At 59.2% G+C, this 16,575-nt stretch carries 18 protein-coding genes and 1 riboswitch; of the genes, 14 read left to right on the top strand and 4 right to left on the bottom strand.

All coding sequences use genetic code 11. The features are described from left to right. Positions 1–43: 43 nt before the first annotated feature. Positions 44–1,351 carry a sorbosone dehydrogenase family protein gene (locus WG29040_RS11470; RefSeq protein ID WP_037001549.1) on the bottom strand — a complete coding sequence of 436 codons (1,308 nt, stop codon included), beginning with the start codon at positions 1,349–1,351 and terminating at the stop codon, positions 44–46. A gap of 109 nt (positions 1,352–1,460) precedes the next feature. Continuing rightward, positions 1,461–1,704: riboswitch (cobalamin riboswitch) on the top strand. A 79-nt stretch (positions 1,705–1,783) separates the two neighbouring features. On the opposite strand from WG29040_RS11470, the gene cobO reads away from it, so the two are divergent. The 14 genes from cobO (at position 1,784) to WG29040_RS11535 (ending at position 13,182) form a co-directional block, all read left to right on the top strand. Further along, the gene (gene cobO / locus WG29040_RS11475; RefSeq protein WP_003442773.1) at positions 1,784–2,395 is read left to right on the top strand and encodes a cob(I)yrinic acid a,c-diamide adenosyltransferase; all 612 of its coding nucleotides are present in this window, start codon (positions 1,784–1,786) and stop codon (positions 2,393–2,395) included. 10 nt (positions 2,396–2,405) lie between these two features. After that, entirely contained in the window at positions 2,406–3,719 is a 1,314-nt protein-coding gene (locus WG29040_RS11480; RefSeq protein WP_010655756.1) for a cobyrinate a,c-diamide synthase, read from the top strand. After that, the gene (gene bluB / locus WG29040_RS11485) at positions 3,716–4,366 is read left to right on the top strand and encodes a 5,6-dimethylbenzimidazole synthase (protein WP_127196167.1); all 651 of its coding nucleotides are present in this window, start codon (positions 3,716–3,718) and stop codon (positions 4,364–4,366) included. Before WG29040_RS11480 ends, bluB begins: the two co-directional genes overlap by 4 nt. Then, positions 4,363–5,271 (top strand): adenosylcobinamide-phosphate synthase CbiB, encoded by a 909-nt coding sequence (cbiB, locus tag WG29040_RS11490; protein ID WP_003442764.1) that lies wholly within the window; start codon positions 4,363–4,365, stop codon positions 5,269–5,271. The genes bluB and cbiB overlap by 4 nt, the downstream gene beginning before the upstream one ends. After that, complete coding sequence (gene cobD, locus WG29040_RS11495; RefSeq protein WP_010655757.1) at positions 5,264–6,256, top strand: threonine-phosphate decarboxylase CobD; 993 nt, start codon at positions 5,264–5,266, stop codon at positions 6,254–6,256. Before cbiB ends, cobD begins: the two co-directional genes overlap by 8 nt. Continuing rightward, on the top strand, positions 6,253–7,704 hold the full coding sequence (locus WG29040_RS11500) for a cobyric acid synthase (RefSeq protein WP_127196168.1): 1,452 nt from the start codon (positions 6,253–6,255) through the stop codon (positions 7,702–7,704). The genes cobD and WG29040_RS11500 overlap by 4 nt, the downstream gene beginning before the upstream one ends. Positions 7,705–7,780: 76 nt before the next feature. Then, entirely contained in the window at positions 7,781–8,302 is a 522-nt protein-coding gene (gene cobU / locus WG29040_RS11505) for a bifunctional adenosylcobinamide kinase/adenosylcobinamide-phosphate guanylyltransferase (RefSeq protein ID WP_003442759.1), read from the top strand. After that, the gene (cobT, locus tag WG29040_RS11510; RefSeq protein ID WP_010655758.1) at positions 8,299–9,354 is read left to right on the top strand and encodes a nicotinate-nucleotide--dimethylbenzimidazole phosphoribosyltransferase; all 1,056 of its coding nucleotides are present in this window, start codon (positions 8,299–8,301) and stop codon (positions 9,352–9,354) included. The genes cobU and cobT overlap by 4 nt, the downstream gene beginning before the upstream one ends. Next, on the top strand, positions 9,351–9,926 hold the full coding sequence (gene cobC / locus WG29040_RS11515; protein ID WP_127196169.1) for an alpha-ribazole phosphatase family protein: 576 nt from the start codon (positions 9,351–9,353) through the stop codon (positions 9,924–9,926). The genes cobT and cobC overlap by 4 nt, the downstream gene beginning before the upstream one ends. A gap of 2 nt (positions 9,927–9,928) precedes the next feature. Next, positions 9,929–10,666 (top strand): adenosylcobinamide-GDP ribazoletransferase, encoded by a 738-nt coding sequence (locus WG29040_RS11520; RefSeq protein WP_127196170.1) that lies wholly within the window; start codon positions 9,929–9,931, stop codon positions 10,664–10,666. Between the two features lie 115 nt (positions 10,667–10,781). Next, positions 10,782–11,195 (top strand): MarR family winged helix-turn-helix transcriptional regulator, encoded by a 414-nt coding sequence (locus WG29040_RS11525; RefSeq protein WP_003442752.1) that lies wholly within the window; start codon positions 10,782–10,784, stop codon positions 11,193–11,195. Positions 11,196–11,247: 52 nt separating this feature from the next. Further along, positions 11,248–12,456, top strand: coding sequence for an MFS transporter (locus tag WG29040_RS11530; RefSeq protein ID WP_010655760.1), 1,209 nt, complete (start codon positions 11,248–11,250; stop codon positions 12,454–12,456). Next, a complete protein-coding gene (locus tag WG29040_RS24525) occupies positions 12,453–12,575 on the top strand; it encodes a hypothetical protein (protein WP_256675183.1) in 123 nt (40 codons plus the stop codon). Before WG29040_RS11530 ends, WG29040_RS24525 begins: the two co-directional genes overlap by 4 nt. A gap of 55 nt (positions 12,576–12,630) precedes the next feature. Next, positions 12,631–13,182 (top strand): glutathione peroxidase, encoded by a 552-nt coding sequence (locus WG29040_RS11535; protein WP_010655761.1) that lies wholly within the window; start codon positions 12,631–12,633, stop codon positions 13,180–13,182. An 85-nt stretch (positions 13,183–13,267) separates the two neighbouring features. Here WG29040_RS11535 and WG29040_RS11540 read toward each other — a convergent pair whose 3' ends face one another. The 3 genes from WG29040_RS11540 to WG29040_RS11550 form a co-directional block, all read right to left on the bottom strand. Then, on the bottom strand, positions 13,268–14,536 hold the full coding sequence (locus WG29040_RS11540) for an OmpP1/FadL family transporter (protein WP_010655762.1): 1,269 nt from the start codon (positions 14,534–14,536) through the stop codon (positions 13,268–13,270). Positions 14,537–14,682: 146 nt separating this feature from the next. Next, positions 14,683–15,162, bottom strand: a complete 480-nt coding sequence (locus WG29040_RS11545) for a hypothetical protein (RefSeq protein WP_003442713.1) — start codon at positions 15,160–15,162, stop codon at positions 14,683–14,685. A gap of 266 nt (positions 15,163–15,428) precedes the next feature. Further along, the gene (locus WG29040_RS11550) at positions 15,429–15,653 is read right to left on the bottom strand and encodes a hypothetical protein (protein ID WP_003442709.1); all 225 of its coding nucleotides are present in this window, start codon (positions 15,651–15,653) and stop codon (positions 15,429–15,431) included. Positions 15,654–16,575: the final 922 nt, after the last annotated feature.

A 16,575-nucleotide genomic window follows, 5' to 3' on the forward strand; every position in this document is an offset into this window, starting at 1 on the left:
CGAACCAGTAGGAGCGAGCCCTTGAGCGGCTCGCTCCTGCAGTTTATTTCCCGGACACCCGCCAGATCTTGTTGCCAACATCATCGGCAACCAGCAGATCCCCCTGTTTATCAATCACTACCCCTACCGGGCGGCCCATGGCTTTCTCATCGGCATTGAGAAAACCGGTCAGCACGTCCACCGGCATGCCGGCAGGTTTGCCTTCAGTGAACGGCACGAAAATCACTTTATAGCCACTGTGGGGTTTGCGGTTCCAGGAGCCGTGCTGGCCAATAAATGCGCCCTCGGTAAAGTTGGGCAGCTTGCTGTTTGTCGCAAAACTGAGCCCCAGGGATGCCGTATGCGGGCCCACGGCATAGTCCGGCGCAATGGCTTTGGCTACTAGCTCCGGGTTTTGTGGATTAACCCGTGTATCCACGTGTTGCCCGTAGTAGCTGAAAGGCCAGCCATAGAAGCCGCCATCCTGTACCGAGGTGATGTAGTCAGGCACCAGATCGCTGCCGATTTCGTCGCGTTCGTTAACCGCAGTCCAGAGTTTTCCTGATTTTGGCTCCCAGTCCATGCCGTTGGGGTTGCGCAGGCCCGAAGCGAAAATACGGTGGCTGCCAGTAGCCGGGTCCACTTCCCAGATCGCGGCGCGGCCTTGCTCTTTGTCCAGGCCGTTTTCGCCCACGTTGCTGTTGGAACCCACGCTGACATAGAGTTTTTTGCCATCCGGGCTGGCGATGACGTTTTTGGTCCAGTGGTGGTTCAACGGGCCGCCGGGCAGGTCGACGACCTTGGTAGGCGGGGCGCTGATGGATTGCTCGCCGGCCTGATAGGGGAAGCGCAGCAGTTTGTCGGCGTCTGCGACATACAGATCATTGCCCACCAGGGTCATGCCGAACGGGGAGTTGAGCTTGTCGATAAAAACCGTGCGGGTTTCTGCCACGCCGTCATGGTTGCTGTCGCGCAGCAGCGTGATTCTGTTGGCGCTGGGGACTGCGGCCCCGGCCCGGCCCATGACTTTCTCCATTACCCAGCCGCGGATGCCCTTGCTGTCATCCGGCTTGGGCGGTGCATTGGTTTCTGCCACCAGTACATCACCATTGGGTAGCACGTAGAGCCAGCGGGGGTGGTCGAGGCCTTCGGCGAAGGCTGCCACTTTCAGTCCCTGGGCGGCAGTCGGCGTAGTGCCCTCGGGCCAGCCTATGGCCGGTGCGATGTTGACTGTCGGAATCAGCGTCTTGTTCGGTTCCGGCAGCTTGGGTGAAGGGCCGGTGCCATCCACCACTTGCAGGGTCGAACTCTCGCCACAGGCGGCCAACCCTGCTGCAAGTACGATGACAATGGCGTGCTGGCGCTTGAGCATGAAGATCTCCATCAGTTCTTGGGCTTGTCAGTCATAGAGGAGCGTAGCTGCTCAAAGGTTCAAGTCGTTGCTGCCGGCTTTAATTGACGCTCCACCCCCAACCCTCTAACCTTCGCGGCTTGTTTCAGGTGCTCTGTGGCCAAAGGTCGACAGGGTGAAACAGGGAAGCCGGTGAGGGCGTGTTTGATCCACACAACCGCTTTGATCCCGGCGCTGCCCCCGCAACGGTAAATGAGTAAAGGCTGCGCTCGATGTCACTGTGTTTTTGCACGGGAAGACGCGTGGTCAGGGTTGCTCCGTCTGGAGTATCCCGCTTGTGAGCCCGGAGACCGGCCTGATCCATCCAACACCTCGCGGCGGGCGATGGTGTGCTTTTTGTTGCAATGTCCCCCGCCTCCCGTTTGCATGATTGAGCCCCAACGGAGAGCTGCCATGAACGAATCCCCCGAACGCGACGAACGTCACCAGGCGCGCATGCTGCGCAAAAAAGCCGTAATGGATGAGCGCATTGCCAGCGCCCCTAACGAGTGCGGGCTGCTGCTGGTACTGACCGGCAACGGTAAAGGCAAAAGCAGTTCGGCCTTTGGCATGCTGGCACGGGCCATGGGCCACGGCATGCAGTGCGGTGTGGTGCAATTCATCAAGGGTCGCAACAGCACCGGCGAAGAGATTTTCTTCCGCCGTTTCCCGGAACAGGTGCGTTACCACGTGATGGGTGAAGGCTTTACCTGGGAAACCCAGGATCGCCAGCGTGATATCGCCGCGGCCGAGGCTGCGTGGGAAGTATCCCGCGAGATGCTGCGCGACCCCTCCATCGGTCTGGTGGTGCTGGATGAACTGAATATTGCGCTCAAGCACGGCTATCTCGACCTCGAGCAAGTGTTGAGCGACCTGCAAGCCCGTCCGCCGATGCAGCATGTATTGGTCACCGGACGCGGCGCTAAACCTGAACTGATAGACCTGGCCGATACCGTGACCGAAATGGGTGTGATCAAACATGCCTTCCAGTCCGGGATCAAAGCCCAGAAAGGCATCGAATTGTGAGTGTTCAAGCATGAGAGAGTCGCGTCATTGCCCGGCGGTATTGATCGCCGCACCGGCCTCGGGCCAGGGCAAGACCACCGTCACCGCCGCCCTGGCCCGATTGCATCGCAATCAAGGGCGCAAGGTGCGGGTATTCAAGTGTGGCCCGGATTTTCTCGATCCCATGATCCTCGAGCGCGCCAGCGGGGCGCCGGTGTATCAGGTGGATTTGTGGATGGTGGGCGCCGATGAAAGCCGCCGCCTGTTGTGGGAAGCCGCAGGTGAAGCGGACCTGATTCTGATTGAAGGGGTGATGGGCTTGTTCGACGGCACGCCGTCCAGCGCTGATCTGGCGCGTCATTTTGGCGTGCCGGTGTTGGGCGTGATTGATGGCACTGCCATGGCCCAGACCTTTGGTGCGCTGGCGTTGGGCCTGGCGCGGTATCAGCCGGACTTGCCGTTTGCCGGGGTGCTGGCCAACCGCGTCGGTACCGTGCGCCATGCGCAGTTGCTGGAGGGAAGCCTGACTGAAGGTCTGCGCTGGTATGGCGCGCTGTCCCGTGAAACCGCAATCGAACTGCCAAGCCGTCACCTGGGCCTGGTCCAGGCCAGCGAGTTGAATGATCTGGATGCACGCCTTGATGCGGCAGCCGCAGCCCTGGCCAGCACCTGTGAGGTAGCGCTGCCACCGGCGGTGGAGTTCGCTGCACCGCAGTTGGTACCTGCCGAGCCATTATTGGCCGGAGTGCGTATTGCCGTGGCCCGGGATGAAGCCTTCGCCTTCACCTATGGCGCGAGCCTGGCGCTGTTGCGGGACATGGGCGCCGAATTGCTGTTCTTCTCGCCGATTCACGATGCCCGCTTGCCCGAGGCTGACAGTCTGTATTTGCCGGGCGGTTATCCTGAACTGCATCACCTTGAGCTGTCGCGTAATACGCCGATGCTGCAGGCCATTCGCGCGCACCATGCTGCGGGCAAACCCTTGCTTGCGGAATGCGGTGGCATGCTCTATCTGCTGGATGCCCTGACCGACGTCGACGGCCAGCGTGCCGAGCTGGTGGGGCTGCTGGCCGGTGAAGCGACCATGCAAAAGCGCCTGGCGGCACTGGCGTTGCAGGCGGTCGAGATGCCCGAAGGGCTGCTGCGCGGTCACACCTACCATCACTCGTTGACCACTACTGAGCTTGAGCCCATTGCCCGGGGCCTGAGCCCCAATGGCGGGCGTGGTGCTGAAGCGGTGTATCGTGACGGGCGGATGACAGCGTCTTATGTGCACTTTTACTTTCCGTCCAATCCCCAGGCCATTGCTGCGTTGTTCGCGCCCTGTGCCGTGAAGGTGTCATGAGCGACAACGCATTCAGTCCTGACGAGCGAGCCGCTGTCTATCGCGCCATCGCCGAACGCCGCGACATGCGGCACTTCAGCGGTGGCACGGTGGCTCCTCAACTGTTATCACGGCTGCTTGAAGCCGCGCATCAGGCCCCCAGTGTGGGCCTGATGCAGCCGTGGCGGTTCATCCGCATCAGCGATCGCCAGTTGCGCAGCAAGGTGCAAGCCCTGGTGGAAGAAGAGCGGGTACGCACTGCTGAAGCGTTGGGTGAGCGCTCCGATGAGTTCATGACCCTCAAAGTAGAGGGGATCAACGATTGCGCCGAAGTGTTGGTGGCTGCGTTGATGGATGATCGTGAGAAGCACATTTTCGGTCGCCGGACCTTGCCGGAGATGGACATGGCATCCTTGTCCTGTGCGATCCAGAACCTGTGGCTGGCCGCCCGGGTCGAGGGCTTGGGCATGGGCTGGGTGTCGCTGTTCGAACCCCGGGCGCTGGCCGAGCTGCTGGGTTTGCCTGCGGGCGCCAAGCCGTTGGCTGTACTGTGCCTGGGCCCGGTCGAGAGCTTTTATCCAGCACCTATGCTGATACTCGAAGGATGGGCCAAAGCGCGTCCCTTGAGTGAACTGGTCTATGAGAATTATTGGGGAGTGAGCCCATGAGTGTGGCGTTGCTGTGCGTCGCCGGAGTGGCACTGGACGCGCTGTTCGGTGAGCCCAAGCGCAGGCATCCGCTGGTTGCGTTTGGCCGGATGGCTGAGCGTATCGAACAACGTTTCAATTCCGGTGGCCGGGGCTGGCGCAGCCATGGCGTGACAGCCTGGGTGCTGGCGGTTGTGCCATTTACGATCCTGGCCACAGCCTTGTCGTGGCTGCCTTACATCGGCTGGCTGGTGGACATTCTGGCGCTGTATTGCGCACTGGGCATGCGCAGTCTGGGCGAGCATGTGCAGCCGGTGGCACAAGCCCTGCGCAGCAATGATCTGGACGAAGCCCGTACCCGGGTCGGCTACCTGGTCAGTCGCCAGACCAGCGAACTGGATGCGACTGAAGTGGCCCGCGCCGCCACTGAATCGGTACTGGAGAACGGCAGCGATGCAGTGTTCGCCGCCTTGTTCTGGTTTGCCGTGGCCGGTGCGCCGGGTGTAGTGCTCTATCGTTTGAGTAATACCCTGGATGCCATGTGGGGCTATCGCAACGAACGCTTCGAGCGTTTTGGCTGGGCGGCTGCGCGGATCGATGATGTGCTGAACTACATTCCTGCGCGTCTGGTTGCGTTGACCTACGCCGTACTGGGTAAAACCCGACTCGCCCTTAAGTGCTGGCGCAAACAGGCGCCGCAATGGGACAGCCCTAATGCAGGGCCGGTGATGGCGGCGGGCGCAGGTGCCCTGGAGGTCGAGTTGGGCGGCCCGGCGATTTACCACGGCGAACTGCACGAGCGCGGGCAATTGGGCGAAGGTGCGCCGGCGGATGCCGATTCGATCAATCGTGGCTGGCAGTTGGTGCAACGCGGGGTGTGGTTGTGGTTATTGATCCTGTGCGTGGGGAGTGAATTCTATGCTTGAGCACGGCGGACGTTTACGCCAGGCAGTCCTGCACTACGGCATTGCCGAGGCCGACTGGCTGGACCTGTCCAGTGGCCTGGCGCCCTGGCCATTCGCAATTCCCGAGATTGATCAGCGTGCCTGGGCGCGCTTGCCGGAAACCGACGACGGGCTTGAGCATGCGGCCTGTGCCTATTACGGCGCACCCAATGTGTTGCCGGTGCCGGGTTCGCAGTGCGCCATTCAGTTACTGCCGCGCCTGCGTCGGGGGGGCAAGGTCGGAGTGCTGTCGCCCTGTTATGCCGAGCACGCTGAGGCATGGCGGCGCAGCGGGCACATCGTGCGCGAAATCATGGAACAGGAAGTCGATTTCTACCTCGATACCCTGGATGTACTGGTGGTGGTTAACCCCAATAACCCCACAGGCTTGAGCCTGTCCGCCGAGCGCCTGCTGGAATGGCACGCCAGGCTGGCCCAGCGCGGAGGCTGGCTGGTGGTGGACGAGGCCTTTATGGACAACACGCCGGATTTGAGTCTGTCGGCCCAGAGCTGGCGTACCGGACTGATTGTGTTGCGCTCCTTCGGCAAGTTCTTTGGCCTGGCCGGCATACGCCTGGGCTTTGTTCTGGCGGAACTCAAATTGCTCAAATTGCTGGCCGAACAAGTCGGGCCATGGGCCGTCAGCGGGCCGACCCGGATTGTCGGTCAGGCCTGCCTGCTAGACACCGCAGCCCAGGCGCTGCAGCGCGAGCGCAGCGTACTGGCCAGCGGGCGTCTGGCGCGATTGCTTGGCGTACATGATTTGCCGCCCCAGGGCGGATGCGCGCTGTTTCAGTGGCTGATTACGCCCCATGCCGACCGTCTTTACGAATTCATGGCCCAGCGCGGCATTTTGCTGCGTCTGTTTGCCCATAACAGCAGCGTACGTTTCGGTCTGCCGGCCACCGAGGCTGACTGGTTGCGGCTGGAGCAGACGTTGCTGGCCTACACCAAGGAAGTTGCATGAGTACTTTGATGGTGCAGGGCACCACCTCCGATGCCGGTAAAAGTACCCTGGTCACGGCCTTGTGCCGCTGGCTGACCCGTGAGGGTGTGCGTGTGGTGCCGTTCAAGCCGCAGAACATGGCACTCAACAGTGCCGTAACCGCTGAGGGCGGCGAGATCGGCCGGGCTCAGGCAGTTCAGGCGCAGGCGGCCGGCCTGGCGCCGCACACGGATATGAATCCGGTGCTGCTCAAGCCCAACAGTGACACCGGCGCGCAAGTGATTATCCATGGTCGTGCGGTGACCAGCATGAACGCGGTGGCCTACCACGACTACAAGGCCATTGCCATGCAGGCGGTGCTGGCCTCGCATCGACGTTTGAGTGCCGAGTACCCGGTGGTGATGGTCGAGGGCGCGGGTTCGCCTGCCGAGATCAACCTGCGTGCCGGTGACATCGCCAACATGGGCTTTGCCGAAGCCGTGGATTGCCCGGTGATCCTGATCGCCGATATCAACCGCGGCGGCGTGTTCGCGCATCTGGTCGGCACTCTGGAGTTGCTCAGCGAAACCGAGCAGGCACGGGTCAAGGGCTTCATCATCAACCGTTTCCGTGGCGACATTGCCTTGCTCCAGCCCGGTCTTGACTGGCTCGAGCAGCGCACGGGCAAGCCGGTGATCGGGGTCTTGCCCTATGTGATGGATTTGCACCTCGAGGCTGAAGACGGCATTGATCAGCGTCAGACCGACAAGGCGGATCAAGTGCTCAGGGTGGTAGTGCCGGTGCTGCCGCGTATCAGTAACCACACCGACTTCGACCCGCTGCGTTTACACCCGCAGGTGGACTTGCAGTTTGTCGGGCCGGGCCAGCCCATCCCGGCTGCAGACTTGATCATTCTGCCGGGCTCCAAGAGCGTGCGCAGCGATCTGGCCTATTTGCGGGCCAATGGCTGGGACACTGCCATCAACCGTCACTTGCGCTATGGCGGCAAGTTGCTGGGGATTTGCGGCGGTTTACAGATGCTCGGCGAGCAGGTACACGACCCGTTGGGCCTGGAAGGTACTGCGGGTTCAAGCGCGGGGCTGGGGTTGCTGGCATTCAGCACCGAGCTCGCCGCCGAGAAGCAGCTGCGCAATGTGCGCGGGCATCTGGCTCTGGAAAACGCTGAAGTCTGTGGTTACGAAATCCATGCGGGGGTGACTACCGGCGTGGCGCTGGAGCGGCCGGCGGTGCAACTGGAAGATGGCCGCTGTGACGGCGCGCAAAGCGCCGACGGGCAAATTTTCGGCACCTATTTGCATGGCTTGTTCGAGTCGCCTGCGGCCTGCAGTGCCTTGCTGCGCTGGGCCGGCTTGCAGGACGTGCAATCGGTGGATTACCACGCCCTGCGTGAGCGGGATATCGAACGCCTGGCGGACCTGGTGCAAAACCATCTGGATACCGGGCTGCTTCGTCAATTATGCGGGCTCTGATATCCCTGCGGGGGCCCGGCTTGCCTGCGTTAGCGTCAGTGGCCAGAGCGCCTTCTTCTGCTAGAGGTTCCAAAACATGCTGCAACTGATTCTGGGCGGAGCCCGCTCGGGGAAAAGTCGCCTGGCCGAGAAGCTCGCGGCCGGGTCCGGTCTGGCCGTCACCTATATTGCCACCAGCCAGCCGCTGGACGGTGAGATGAACGAGCGCGTGCGTCACCATCGTGAGCGCCGCCCCGGGCATTGGGCGCTGGTTGAAGAGCCGGTGGAGCTGGCCCGGGTACTGCGCGACAACGCCCGGGCAGATTCTTTTCTGCTGGTGGATTGCCTGACGCTATGGCTGACCAACCTGTTGCTGCTTGAAGATCCACAGCGCCTGAGCGCCGAGCGTGATGCGCTGCTGGAGTGCCTGGCTGAACTGCCGGGTGAAATCGTGTTGGTCAGCAACGAAACCGGAATGGGTGTCGTACCGCTGGGCGAATTGACTCGCCGCTATGTCGATGAAGCCGGTTGGTTGCATCAAGCCTTGGCCGAGCGCTGTCAGCGAGTAGTGCTGACGGTGGCGGGCCTGCCCCTGACGTTGAAAGGAACTGCACTATGAATACCCCGTGGTGGCTGACCCCGTGCAAGCCGGTTGATCATGCAATGTCGACGGCAGCGGCCGAGCGTCAGCAGCAATTGACCAAGCCGGCAGGTTCTTTGGGCCAGCTGGAAGCTTTGGCAGTGCAGCTGGCCGGGTTGCAGGGGCGGTTGAAACCCCGTGCCGATCAAATATGGGTTGCGATTTTTGCAGGTGATCACGGCGTGGTGGCGGAGGGTGTATCGGCTTATCCGCAAGCGGTCACCGGGCAAATGCTGCACAACTTTGTCAGCGGCGGCGCGGCAATCAGCGTGCTGGCCCGTCAGTTGGGCGCGCAACTGGATGTGGTGGATCTGGGCACTGTTACCCCGATGCTCAATCTGGCGGGGGTCCGGCATTTGCAGCTGGGGGCCGGCACGGCCAACTTTGCCACGGGCGCGGCGATGACTGACAGTCAGGGCTTGAAAGCTCTGCAGGCGGGTCGTGACAGCGTATTGCGTGCACTGGCAGCGGGCAGTGAGTTGTTTATCGGCGGTGAAATGGGTATCGGCAATACGGCGTCGGCCAGTGCCGTGGCCTGTGCGCTGCTCGATTGCCCGGCTGCGCATTTGACCGGGCCGGGTACCGGTCTGGATGCGGCGGGTGTGAGCCATAAAGCCCGGGTGATCGATCAGGCGCTGGCGTTTCACGACGGGCTGCTGGATGACCCGTTGCAGACTCTGTTTCGCTTGGGCGGCTTTGAAATTGCAGCCTTGGCCGGGGCCTATGTGGCGTGTGCGCAAGAAGGCCTGGTGGCGCTGGTCGATGGCTTTATTTGCACGGTTGCGGCCATGGTCGCCGTACGCTTGAATCCCGAATGCCGAGAGTGGCTGATCTTCGCCCATCGCGGCGCCGAGCAGGGGCATCGCCATGTGCTGGAAAGCCTGCAGGCACAACCGTTGCTCGACCTCGGCTTGCGCCTGGGCGAGGGCAGCGGTGCTGCGCTGGCGGTCCCCTTGGTGCGTCTTGCCTGCGACCTGCACGGGCAGATGGCGACCTTTGCCGAGGCCTCCGTGGCGGACCGCCCGGCATGAGTGTGCAGCTGGATCTGTTGCGCCATGGTGAAACCGAACTGGGCGGCGGTCTGCGTGGCAGTCTCGATGACGCGCTGACGGCCCTGGGCTGGGAGCAGATGCGGGAGGCGGTCAAAGGCCGCGGGCCGTGGGATCGTATTGTCAGCTCGCCATTGCAGCGTTGTGCCTTGTTCGCGCGGGAATTGAGCCAGCAGCTGGCGTTACCGGTGTCTTTCGACAAGGACCTGCAGGAGCTGCATTTTGGTGCATGGGAGGGCTGTAGTCCTGCCGCGCTGATGGAGACCGATGCCGAGGCGCTGGGCTTGTTCTGGACAGACCCCTACGGCTTTACTCCGCCGCAAGGCGAGCCAGTGCTGGCGTTCTCGGCGCGGGTGCTGTCAGCGGTCAGCCGTTTGCAGCAACAGTTTGCCGGCGAGCGGGTGCTGGTGGTGTGCCACGGCGGGGTGATGAAACTGCTGCTGGCCCGGGCCCGGGGTCTGCCCCGTGAGCACTTGTTGCAGGTGCAGGTGGTCAATGGTGCGCTGTTCGGCCTGCGTGTCACAGCGAGCGGCGTATTGTGCGAAGAGGGTTGAGCATGCTGCCATTCTGGATCGCCCTGCAGTTTTTAAGCAGTTTGCCGATTCGCCTGCCCGGCATGCCTGCGCCGCAGGAGCTGGGGCGTTCGCTGCTGTTCTATCCGCTGGTGGGTTTGTTGTTCGGCCTGTTGCTGTGGGGGCTCAATGGCTTGCTGGCCGGTGCACCGTTGATGCTGCACGGGGCCTTGCTGCTGACGGCGTGGGTGCTGCTCAGCGGCGGGCTGCACCTGGACGGTCTGGCTGACAGTGCAGATGCCTGGCTGGGCGGTTTTGGTGATCGCGAGCGCACCCTGAGTATCATGAAAGACCCGCGCAGCGGACCGATTGCCGTGGTCACCCTGGTGTTGCTGTTATTGCTCAAGTTTTGCGCGCTGCTGGCATTGATAGAGCAACAACAGACGGCGGTCTTGCTGATTGTACCGTTGATCGGCCGCAGCGCTTTGCTGGGAGTGTTCCTTACCACGCCCTATGTTCGTGCCGGTGGCCTGGGGCAGGCGCTGGCTGATCACTTGCCACGCAAGGCGGGATGGCAGGTGCTGGGGCTCAGTGCTGTGGCGTGTGTGGTGATAGCCGGTTATGCAGGGTTGTACGCGCTGGTGCTGGCTGCGCTTGGGTTTGTTTGGCTGCGCAAGGTGATGCTGCGTCGTTTGGCCGGCACCACGGGTGATACCGCCGGCGCCTTGCTTGAATTGCTTGAGGTTCTGCTGTTGGTGGGGCTGGCGCTTATTCAAGTGTGACCCTGCTATGCGTCAGCCTGGATATCCTGAGAAGCCGTGTCGCTGGCATACCGGCCCCCTCAAGGGTGTGTTTATAAATCTTGATTCTGTTTAATTGCGGGTATATACATACAAAATGTTACCGACCCAGTGTTTATGCACCAATCTGCGTCGCGCTTCCCGCGGCATCAGCAGGCATTACGACGGCGCTCTTGATGGCTTCGGGATCAACGTTGCCCAGTATTCCTTGTTGTGCAATCTCAAGCGTCTCGATCAGCCGAGTATTTCCACTCTGGCCGAAGCCATGGGGCTGGATCGCAGTACCTTGGGCCGTAATTTGCGGGTGCTCGAAGCTGCAGGCCTGGTGAAGCTGGCCGAGGGCGAAGACCATCGCAATCGACTGGTGTGCCTGACCAAGGCCGGTGAAGAGCGGCTCGAGGCTGCCCTGCCTGCCTGGGAGGCTGCACAACAGCGTCTGATTGACCGTTTGGGCGAAGACCGGCGTGAACAACTGTTGCAGCTGCTGGATGAGTTGGCGGGCGCGGACTGAGCGCCTGTTTCACGAATAGAAATGGGTATATACCCGCATTAGGAGAATAATAATGACATCGGTGTGGCGTACCAGCGGCTGGGTGCTTTTGGGCAGTGCATTGATTCTGGCGCTGTCCCTGGGGGTAAGGCATGGTTTCGGGCTGTTTCTGCCGCCCATGAGTGCGCAGTTTGGCTGGGGCCGTGAGGTTTTTGCGTTTGCCATCGCCCTGCAAAACCTGATCTGGGGCCTGGCACAACCGTTCACCGGTGCTCTGGCTGACCGTTTCGGTGCAGCCAGGGTGGTGATCATTGGGGGCATTTTGTATGCCGCCGGTTTGATTCTGATGGGCATGTCGGACTCATTGATGACCTTGTCACTGAGTGCGGGGTTGTTGATTGGTATCGGTCTGTCCGGTACTTCTTTTTCGGTGATTCTGGGGGTGGTGGGGCGCGCCTTGCCCCCGGAAAAACGCAGCATGGGCATGGGGATTGCCAGTGCGGCGGGGTCGTTCGGTCAGTTCGCCATGCTGCCAGGCACCCTGGGTTTGATCGGCTGGCTCGGCTGGTCGTCGGCTTTGCTGGTTCTGGGCTTGCTGGTGGCGCTGATCGTGCCCCTGGTGAGCATGCTCAAGGATCGCCCGCTGCCGAGTCTGGGGGGCGAGCAAACCCTCAAGGAAGCCCTGGGTGAGGCCTGCTCGCACTCCGGCTTCTGGTTGTTGTCCTTCGGTTTTTTTGTCTGCGGGTTTCAGGTGGTGTTTATCGGCATCCACCTGCCGGCCTATCTGGTAGACCAGCATCTGCCAGCGACCGTTGGTACGACTGTGCTGGCGCTGATTGGGCTGTTCAATATCTTCGGCACCTACACGGCGGGCTGGCTCGGCGGACGCATGTCCAAGCCGCGTTTGCTGACCGCCCTGTATCTGGCGCGAGCGGTAGTGATTGTGCTGTTTTTGTGGGCACCGGTGACGCAATTCAGTGCCTATCTGTTTGGTATGACCATGGGTTTCTTGTGGCTGTCGACGGTGCCGTTGACCAATGGCACCGTCGCCACTCTGTTTGGTGTGCGTAACCTGTCAATGCTGGGAGGCATCGTGTTCCTGTTCCATCAGTTGGGCGCGTTCCTTGGCGGCTGGCTGGGCGGTGTGGTCTATGATCGAACCGGTAGCTACGATCTGATCTGGCAGGTTTCGATATTCTTGAGTCTATTGGCTGCAGCCTTGAACTGGCCGGTGCGTGAGCGTCCTGTTGCCCGTTTGCAGGCGCAGGGGAGTATGGCGTGAGCTCGATGTGGTTGTGGGTCGCGGGCCTGGGCGGCGGTTCATTGCTGCTGGCTCTGGTGTGGTGGGGCTGGCATCAAGGCGGGCTGGCGCTGATGCAGTTGGGCATGGGTGCTTGCTAGTATGTTGTCGGGGCGAGTAAGTTCTGGGTCTGCCTCTATTTAAAGGACTTTCATAATGCTCAAGCGCTGGATTGCGATGCCCGTACTGTTATTGGCGTGCGCCGGTTCGGTATGGGCGACAGATTGCCCACCGTTACTGGAGGGCTCGTTGCCCAAGTTGCGGGCCAAGGAGTCTATCGATCTGTGCCAGCGTTTTGCCGGTAAACCGCTGTTGATCGTCAATACCGCGAGCTTCTGTGGCTTTGCTCCACAGTTCAAAGGGCTTGAGGCGTTGAATCAGCGCTTTAAGGGGCAAGGGCTGGAGTTGATCGGGGTGCCGTCCGATGACTTTAAACAAGAAGCCAAGAGTGGCGAGGAAACAGCCAAGGTCTGCTACGTTAATTACGGCGTCACATTCACCATGATTGATCCGCAACATGTACGTGGCCCTGACGCCGCACACGTGTTTAAAGTGCTGGCTGAACAGAGCAGTGCTCCGAAGTGGAATTTCTATAAGTACGTTGTTGATCGCAAAGGTAACGTAGTTGCCAACTTTTCGAGTCTGACCAAACCCGACAGTCCCGAGTTGATTGACGCGATAGAAAAAGCCATTGCTTCAAAACCCTGACTTCCGTTCATTAAAAATCCCCGCCTCGGTATCGAGAGCGGGGATTTTTTAATTCAGTTGGCGAGGGGTCAAGTCTCGCGCTGAATTAGAACTTGTAGGTTGCACCTACACCAAACCCGTTTGCACTGTTGTGGTAAGAGGATTTGTAGTTGCCTTTGGCTGGCAGGTTGACGCTAACCGACTCTTCCTTGAGGTAGGAATAAGCGGCATCAATAGTCAGATCATCAGTTGGGCTCCAGCCGACGCCAAAGCTGATTGCTTTACGGTCGCCAGTCGGGATGCGAACCGAACGGTCAGTATTGTTGGTAGGTGACTGATCAACCGACAAGCCGGTGCGCACTGTCCATTGCTTGTTGATCTTATAGGCAGCACCAATGGCCGAAGCCCAGGTGTCATGCCAGTTCTGATCCTCTTTAATGGTCCCGATCGGGCCGACACTGCCGCCTAGCGCAGGTGGAACACCATTGTTTTCAACGGTGATGTCTTTCAGGCGGCTCCAGCGAGTCCAGGTACTACCTGCATAGATGGTCCACTGGTCATTCAGCTCATGGGTAACCGAGAAGTCAACAGATTCGGGCGTAGTGATATCCAGGCCGGCATCGTATTTAGTGCCATTGAAAGGCCCGAAGCCTATGCCCGAGATTTTGGTGTTTCCATCCAGGCTGTATTTGACTTTAGAGTGATAAGTCAGACCCAGGCGCGTCCTGTCAGTGGCCTGAACCAGGATGCCGGCGTTGAAACCAAGTGCAGTATCGTCACCCTTGATTTTAACTTCACCGTCGCTGGCGGGGCCGCGTGGACCAGGCGTAGCGGAAGTCAGGGTGCCGTCAATGCGGTTGATGGTAGGACCAAAACCGATCGAAACTACATCGTTGAAGGCGTAGCTGACAGTAGGCTGGAAGGTAATAACCTGAACCTTGCTCTCTTTACCAGCATAGCGACCGGCAAAGCTGCTTTCGTAGTCAGTGACCAGGCCGAAAGGAGCATACAGGCCTACACCAAATGCCCAGTGCTCATCAATTGGCTTCACGTAGAAGCCCATTGGCACTGCGGTGAAAGGAACCATGTCGCCTTTGTTGGTGCCGCCTGGAGCGCCGCCACTTGCGTGCTTGATATCGGTGCTTGCGTCGATTGCAGCAACACCACCGGTAACTTGTTCGCGCTTGATGCGGGACATGCCTGCCGGGTTGCCGAAAACGGTGCTCGCATCTTCAGCAGAAGACGAACGCCCTGCGAAGCCGGTCCCCATACCGCTAATGCTTTGTTCGTTGAGGGCGAAGCCACTTGCGAAAATATGGCTGGAAGCCAAAGTGACGGCGAGGCTAAGTGTGGTCTTGAGCATTACTTTTTTCATTATTAGAACTCCTTTTGATCACCGGACGAAAACTACCAACATTTTTGTTTAAGCGCTATAGGCTAAATCGCAGAAGTTAGCGTTGTTTTGTAGGACAATCCGACCGGTTTCCGATCATTTAAATATTATTGTAGGTGGGTGAAATCTCAGGCGACATGGCCAAGAGGAGAAACAAAGTTGTTCCATGCGTGAGTGAAATCACGCAAACGTCCTTGTGGTTCAAAGGCTTGGCGCCAAACTCTGGCCATACCGAGCAGGTCATCTGCAGCGGGTATGGTTAGTTGCTGCTGTTCTATCAGCAACCACGCTATGGCCGTTGCGTAACGTAAATTAACCGTGAGTTCCAAATGCGGGCTGCACAAGAATGCATGCTGACTGGCCAGTCCGCGAACCAGGCTCGCCAGTTCGGGGTCTTGCGCCAGGTACTGATCCCACAAGGCGGCGTGACGGGGTTCGCGAATGCAGTACAGGCCATGGCCGCGCCGATCATGCAGGGCTGAGCCCAAACTTGACTGGCTGGCTGCAATACCCAGCAACAATGCTTCTGCATCCGGGTTGTTCTGGCCCAGATACATCAGCGTTGGCCGAATTACATAAAGGCTCAACTCCCTGGCAGCGATACCCATATCGTCCTCGACGCCTGAAAATGGCCGGCGGTCCCAAGAGCTTGGCAGCAGTGGGTCGTAAGGGATCGCCGGAAGCGGATTATGCCGCTTGAGTTGAAGTGTAGTCTCATATCTTTGTTCTAAAGTTCTGTTTTTAAAACATTTATAGCTTCGAGTTGTTAGCTATATATCCGCAAGTAATTAAACAATGCCGGATATTTCTTAAATTTTTAGCAACAAAAAGCCCTGCGGATCAGGCAGGGCTTGTTGGGTTACCGCTTATCAGATCAGGCAATAAGTGCCTGACGAGTACGCTCGATCACAGCTTGCAGAGGTGCTGCGCTGGAATATTGATCGGGGTACAGGCGTTCGCTGTGACGAGCGATGCCGTGTTCGTTGACCAGGGTGAAGCTGAAGCATCCTTTGCGAGCGGCCATAATCAGGCAGTTCATTGGAGCAAAGGCGTTGGTTAGGGTGCGAATGGCATCCTGAGTATGGATTTGAGTAGACATAGTTATTAGGTGTTCCTACAAATGACACGGATTAGAACCGTGCAACGTTAAAACGTTCCAGTGACGTCGAGCCATCTTTGGCTGGACGAAGAACCTGACTGGAACAAAGCCGCCAGTTGGAGCGCATTAAGTATGTGGCGCTTGGGCTGGCAGGTAGGTACTTAGGAGGGCAGGCAATCACAACAGGAGCTAAGGTTCCGTGCTCCGGGTGAAGATCCTGATCAATTTGCAGGTTGGTTCGGTCAGAGTAAGAGCTTCGCGATACCCTTTGCTTTTCAAAGGCAGTATCGTCGCAAGATTTACCTGGAAACCATCGAGGGGGTCGATCCCGTTTTATCAGCGTGTCTTCAATTTATTGAAGAGTGCTTGAGGGATTTGTTCGGCCCGAATTGACTTTCAGCTTGGTACTAACGCTGCGGATACTAACGGGTTGAAAAATTAAACGCAAGTGTGCTAGCGAAAAATACCTGATAAAGCCCTTGGGTATGGGCTTGTCGCGGCTGCCGATGGGCGCTTTTAGCCCATTTTTACCGGTGCGCCAGCCCGGTCCGGCAAGCAATGGCCGCTTGAACCTGCGTTGGAGGCTGCTCATTAGCAGTGCGCAGACCTACAGGTTCTGCCCTGCATTTGTCCTGTTTACTGGGGTGAGTGTGAACTTGTGCACATTTAAGGTGCTGCGTACAAAATGCCAGCAGGGGCTGGATTTACCCCGCTCATAGCCTGTTCGCCAAATTTAAGTCAATGAAAAACATCGTTTTTTTTAATTGGTGAAAAAATCGTCAGTTTGACCTGAGGCCCCGTAGGGTGGGCGTTTGCGGCGGTTAAATGCAGGTTGTCCACTGACTTATCCACAGGATCTGTGGATTGTCCCGTGGGCTTGCTCTAGATCGCGGGTGTAGTACTTTTTCGACTTTACCCAAAC

The organism is Pseudomonas sp. PAMC 29040 (assembly GCF_003994535.1).
GTDB classification, from domain to species: domain Bacteria; phylum Pseudomonadota; class Gammaproteobacteria; order Pseudomonadales; family Pseudomonadaceae; genus Aquipseudomonas; species Aquipseudomonas paraversuta.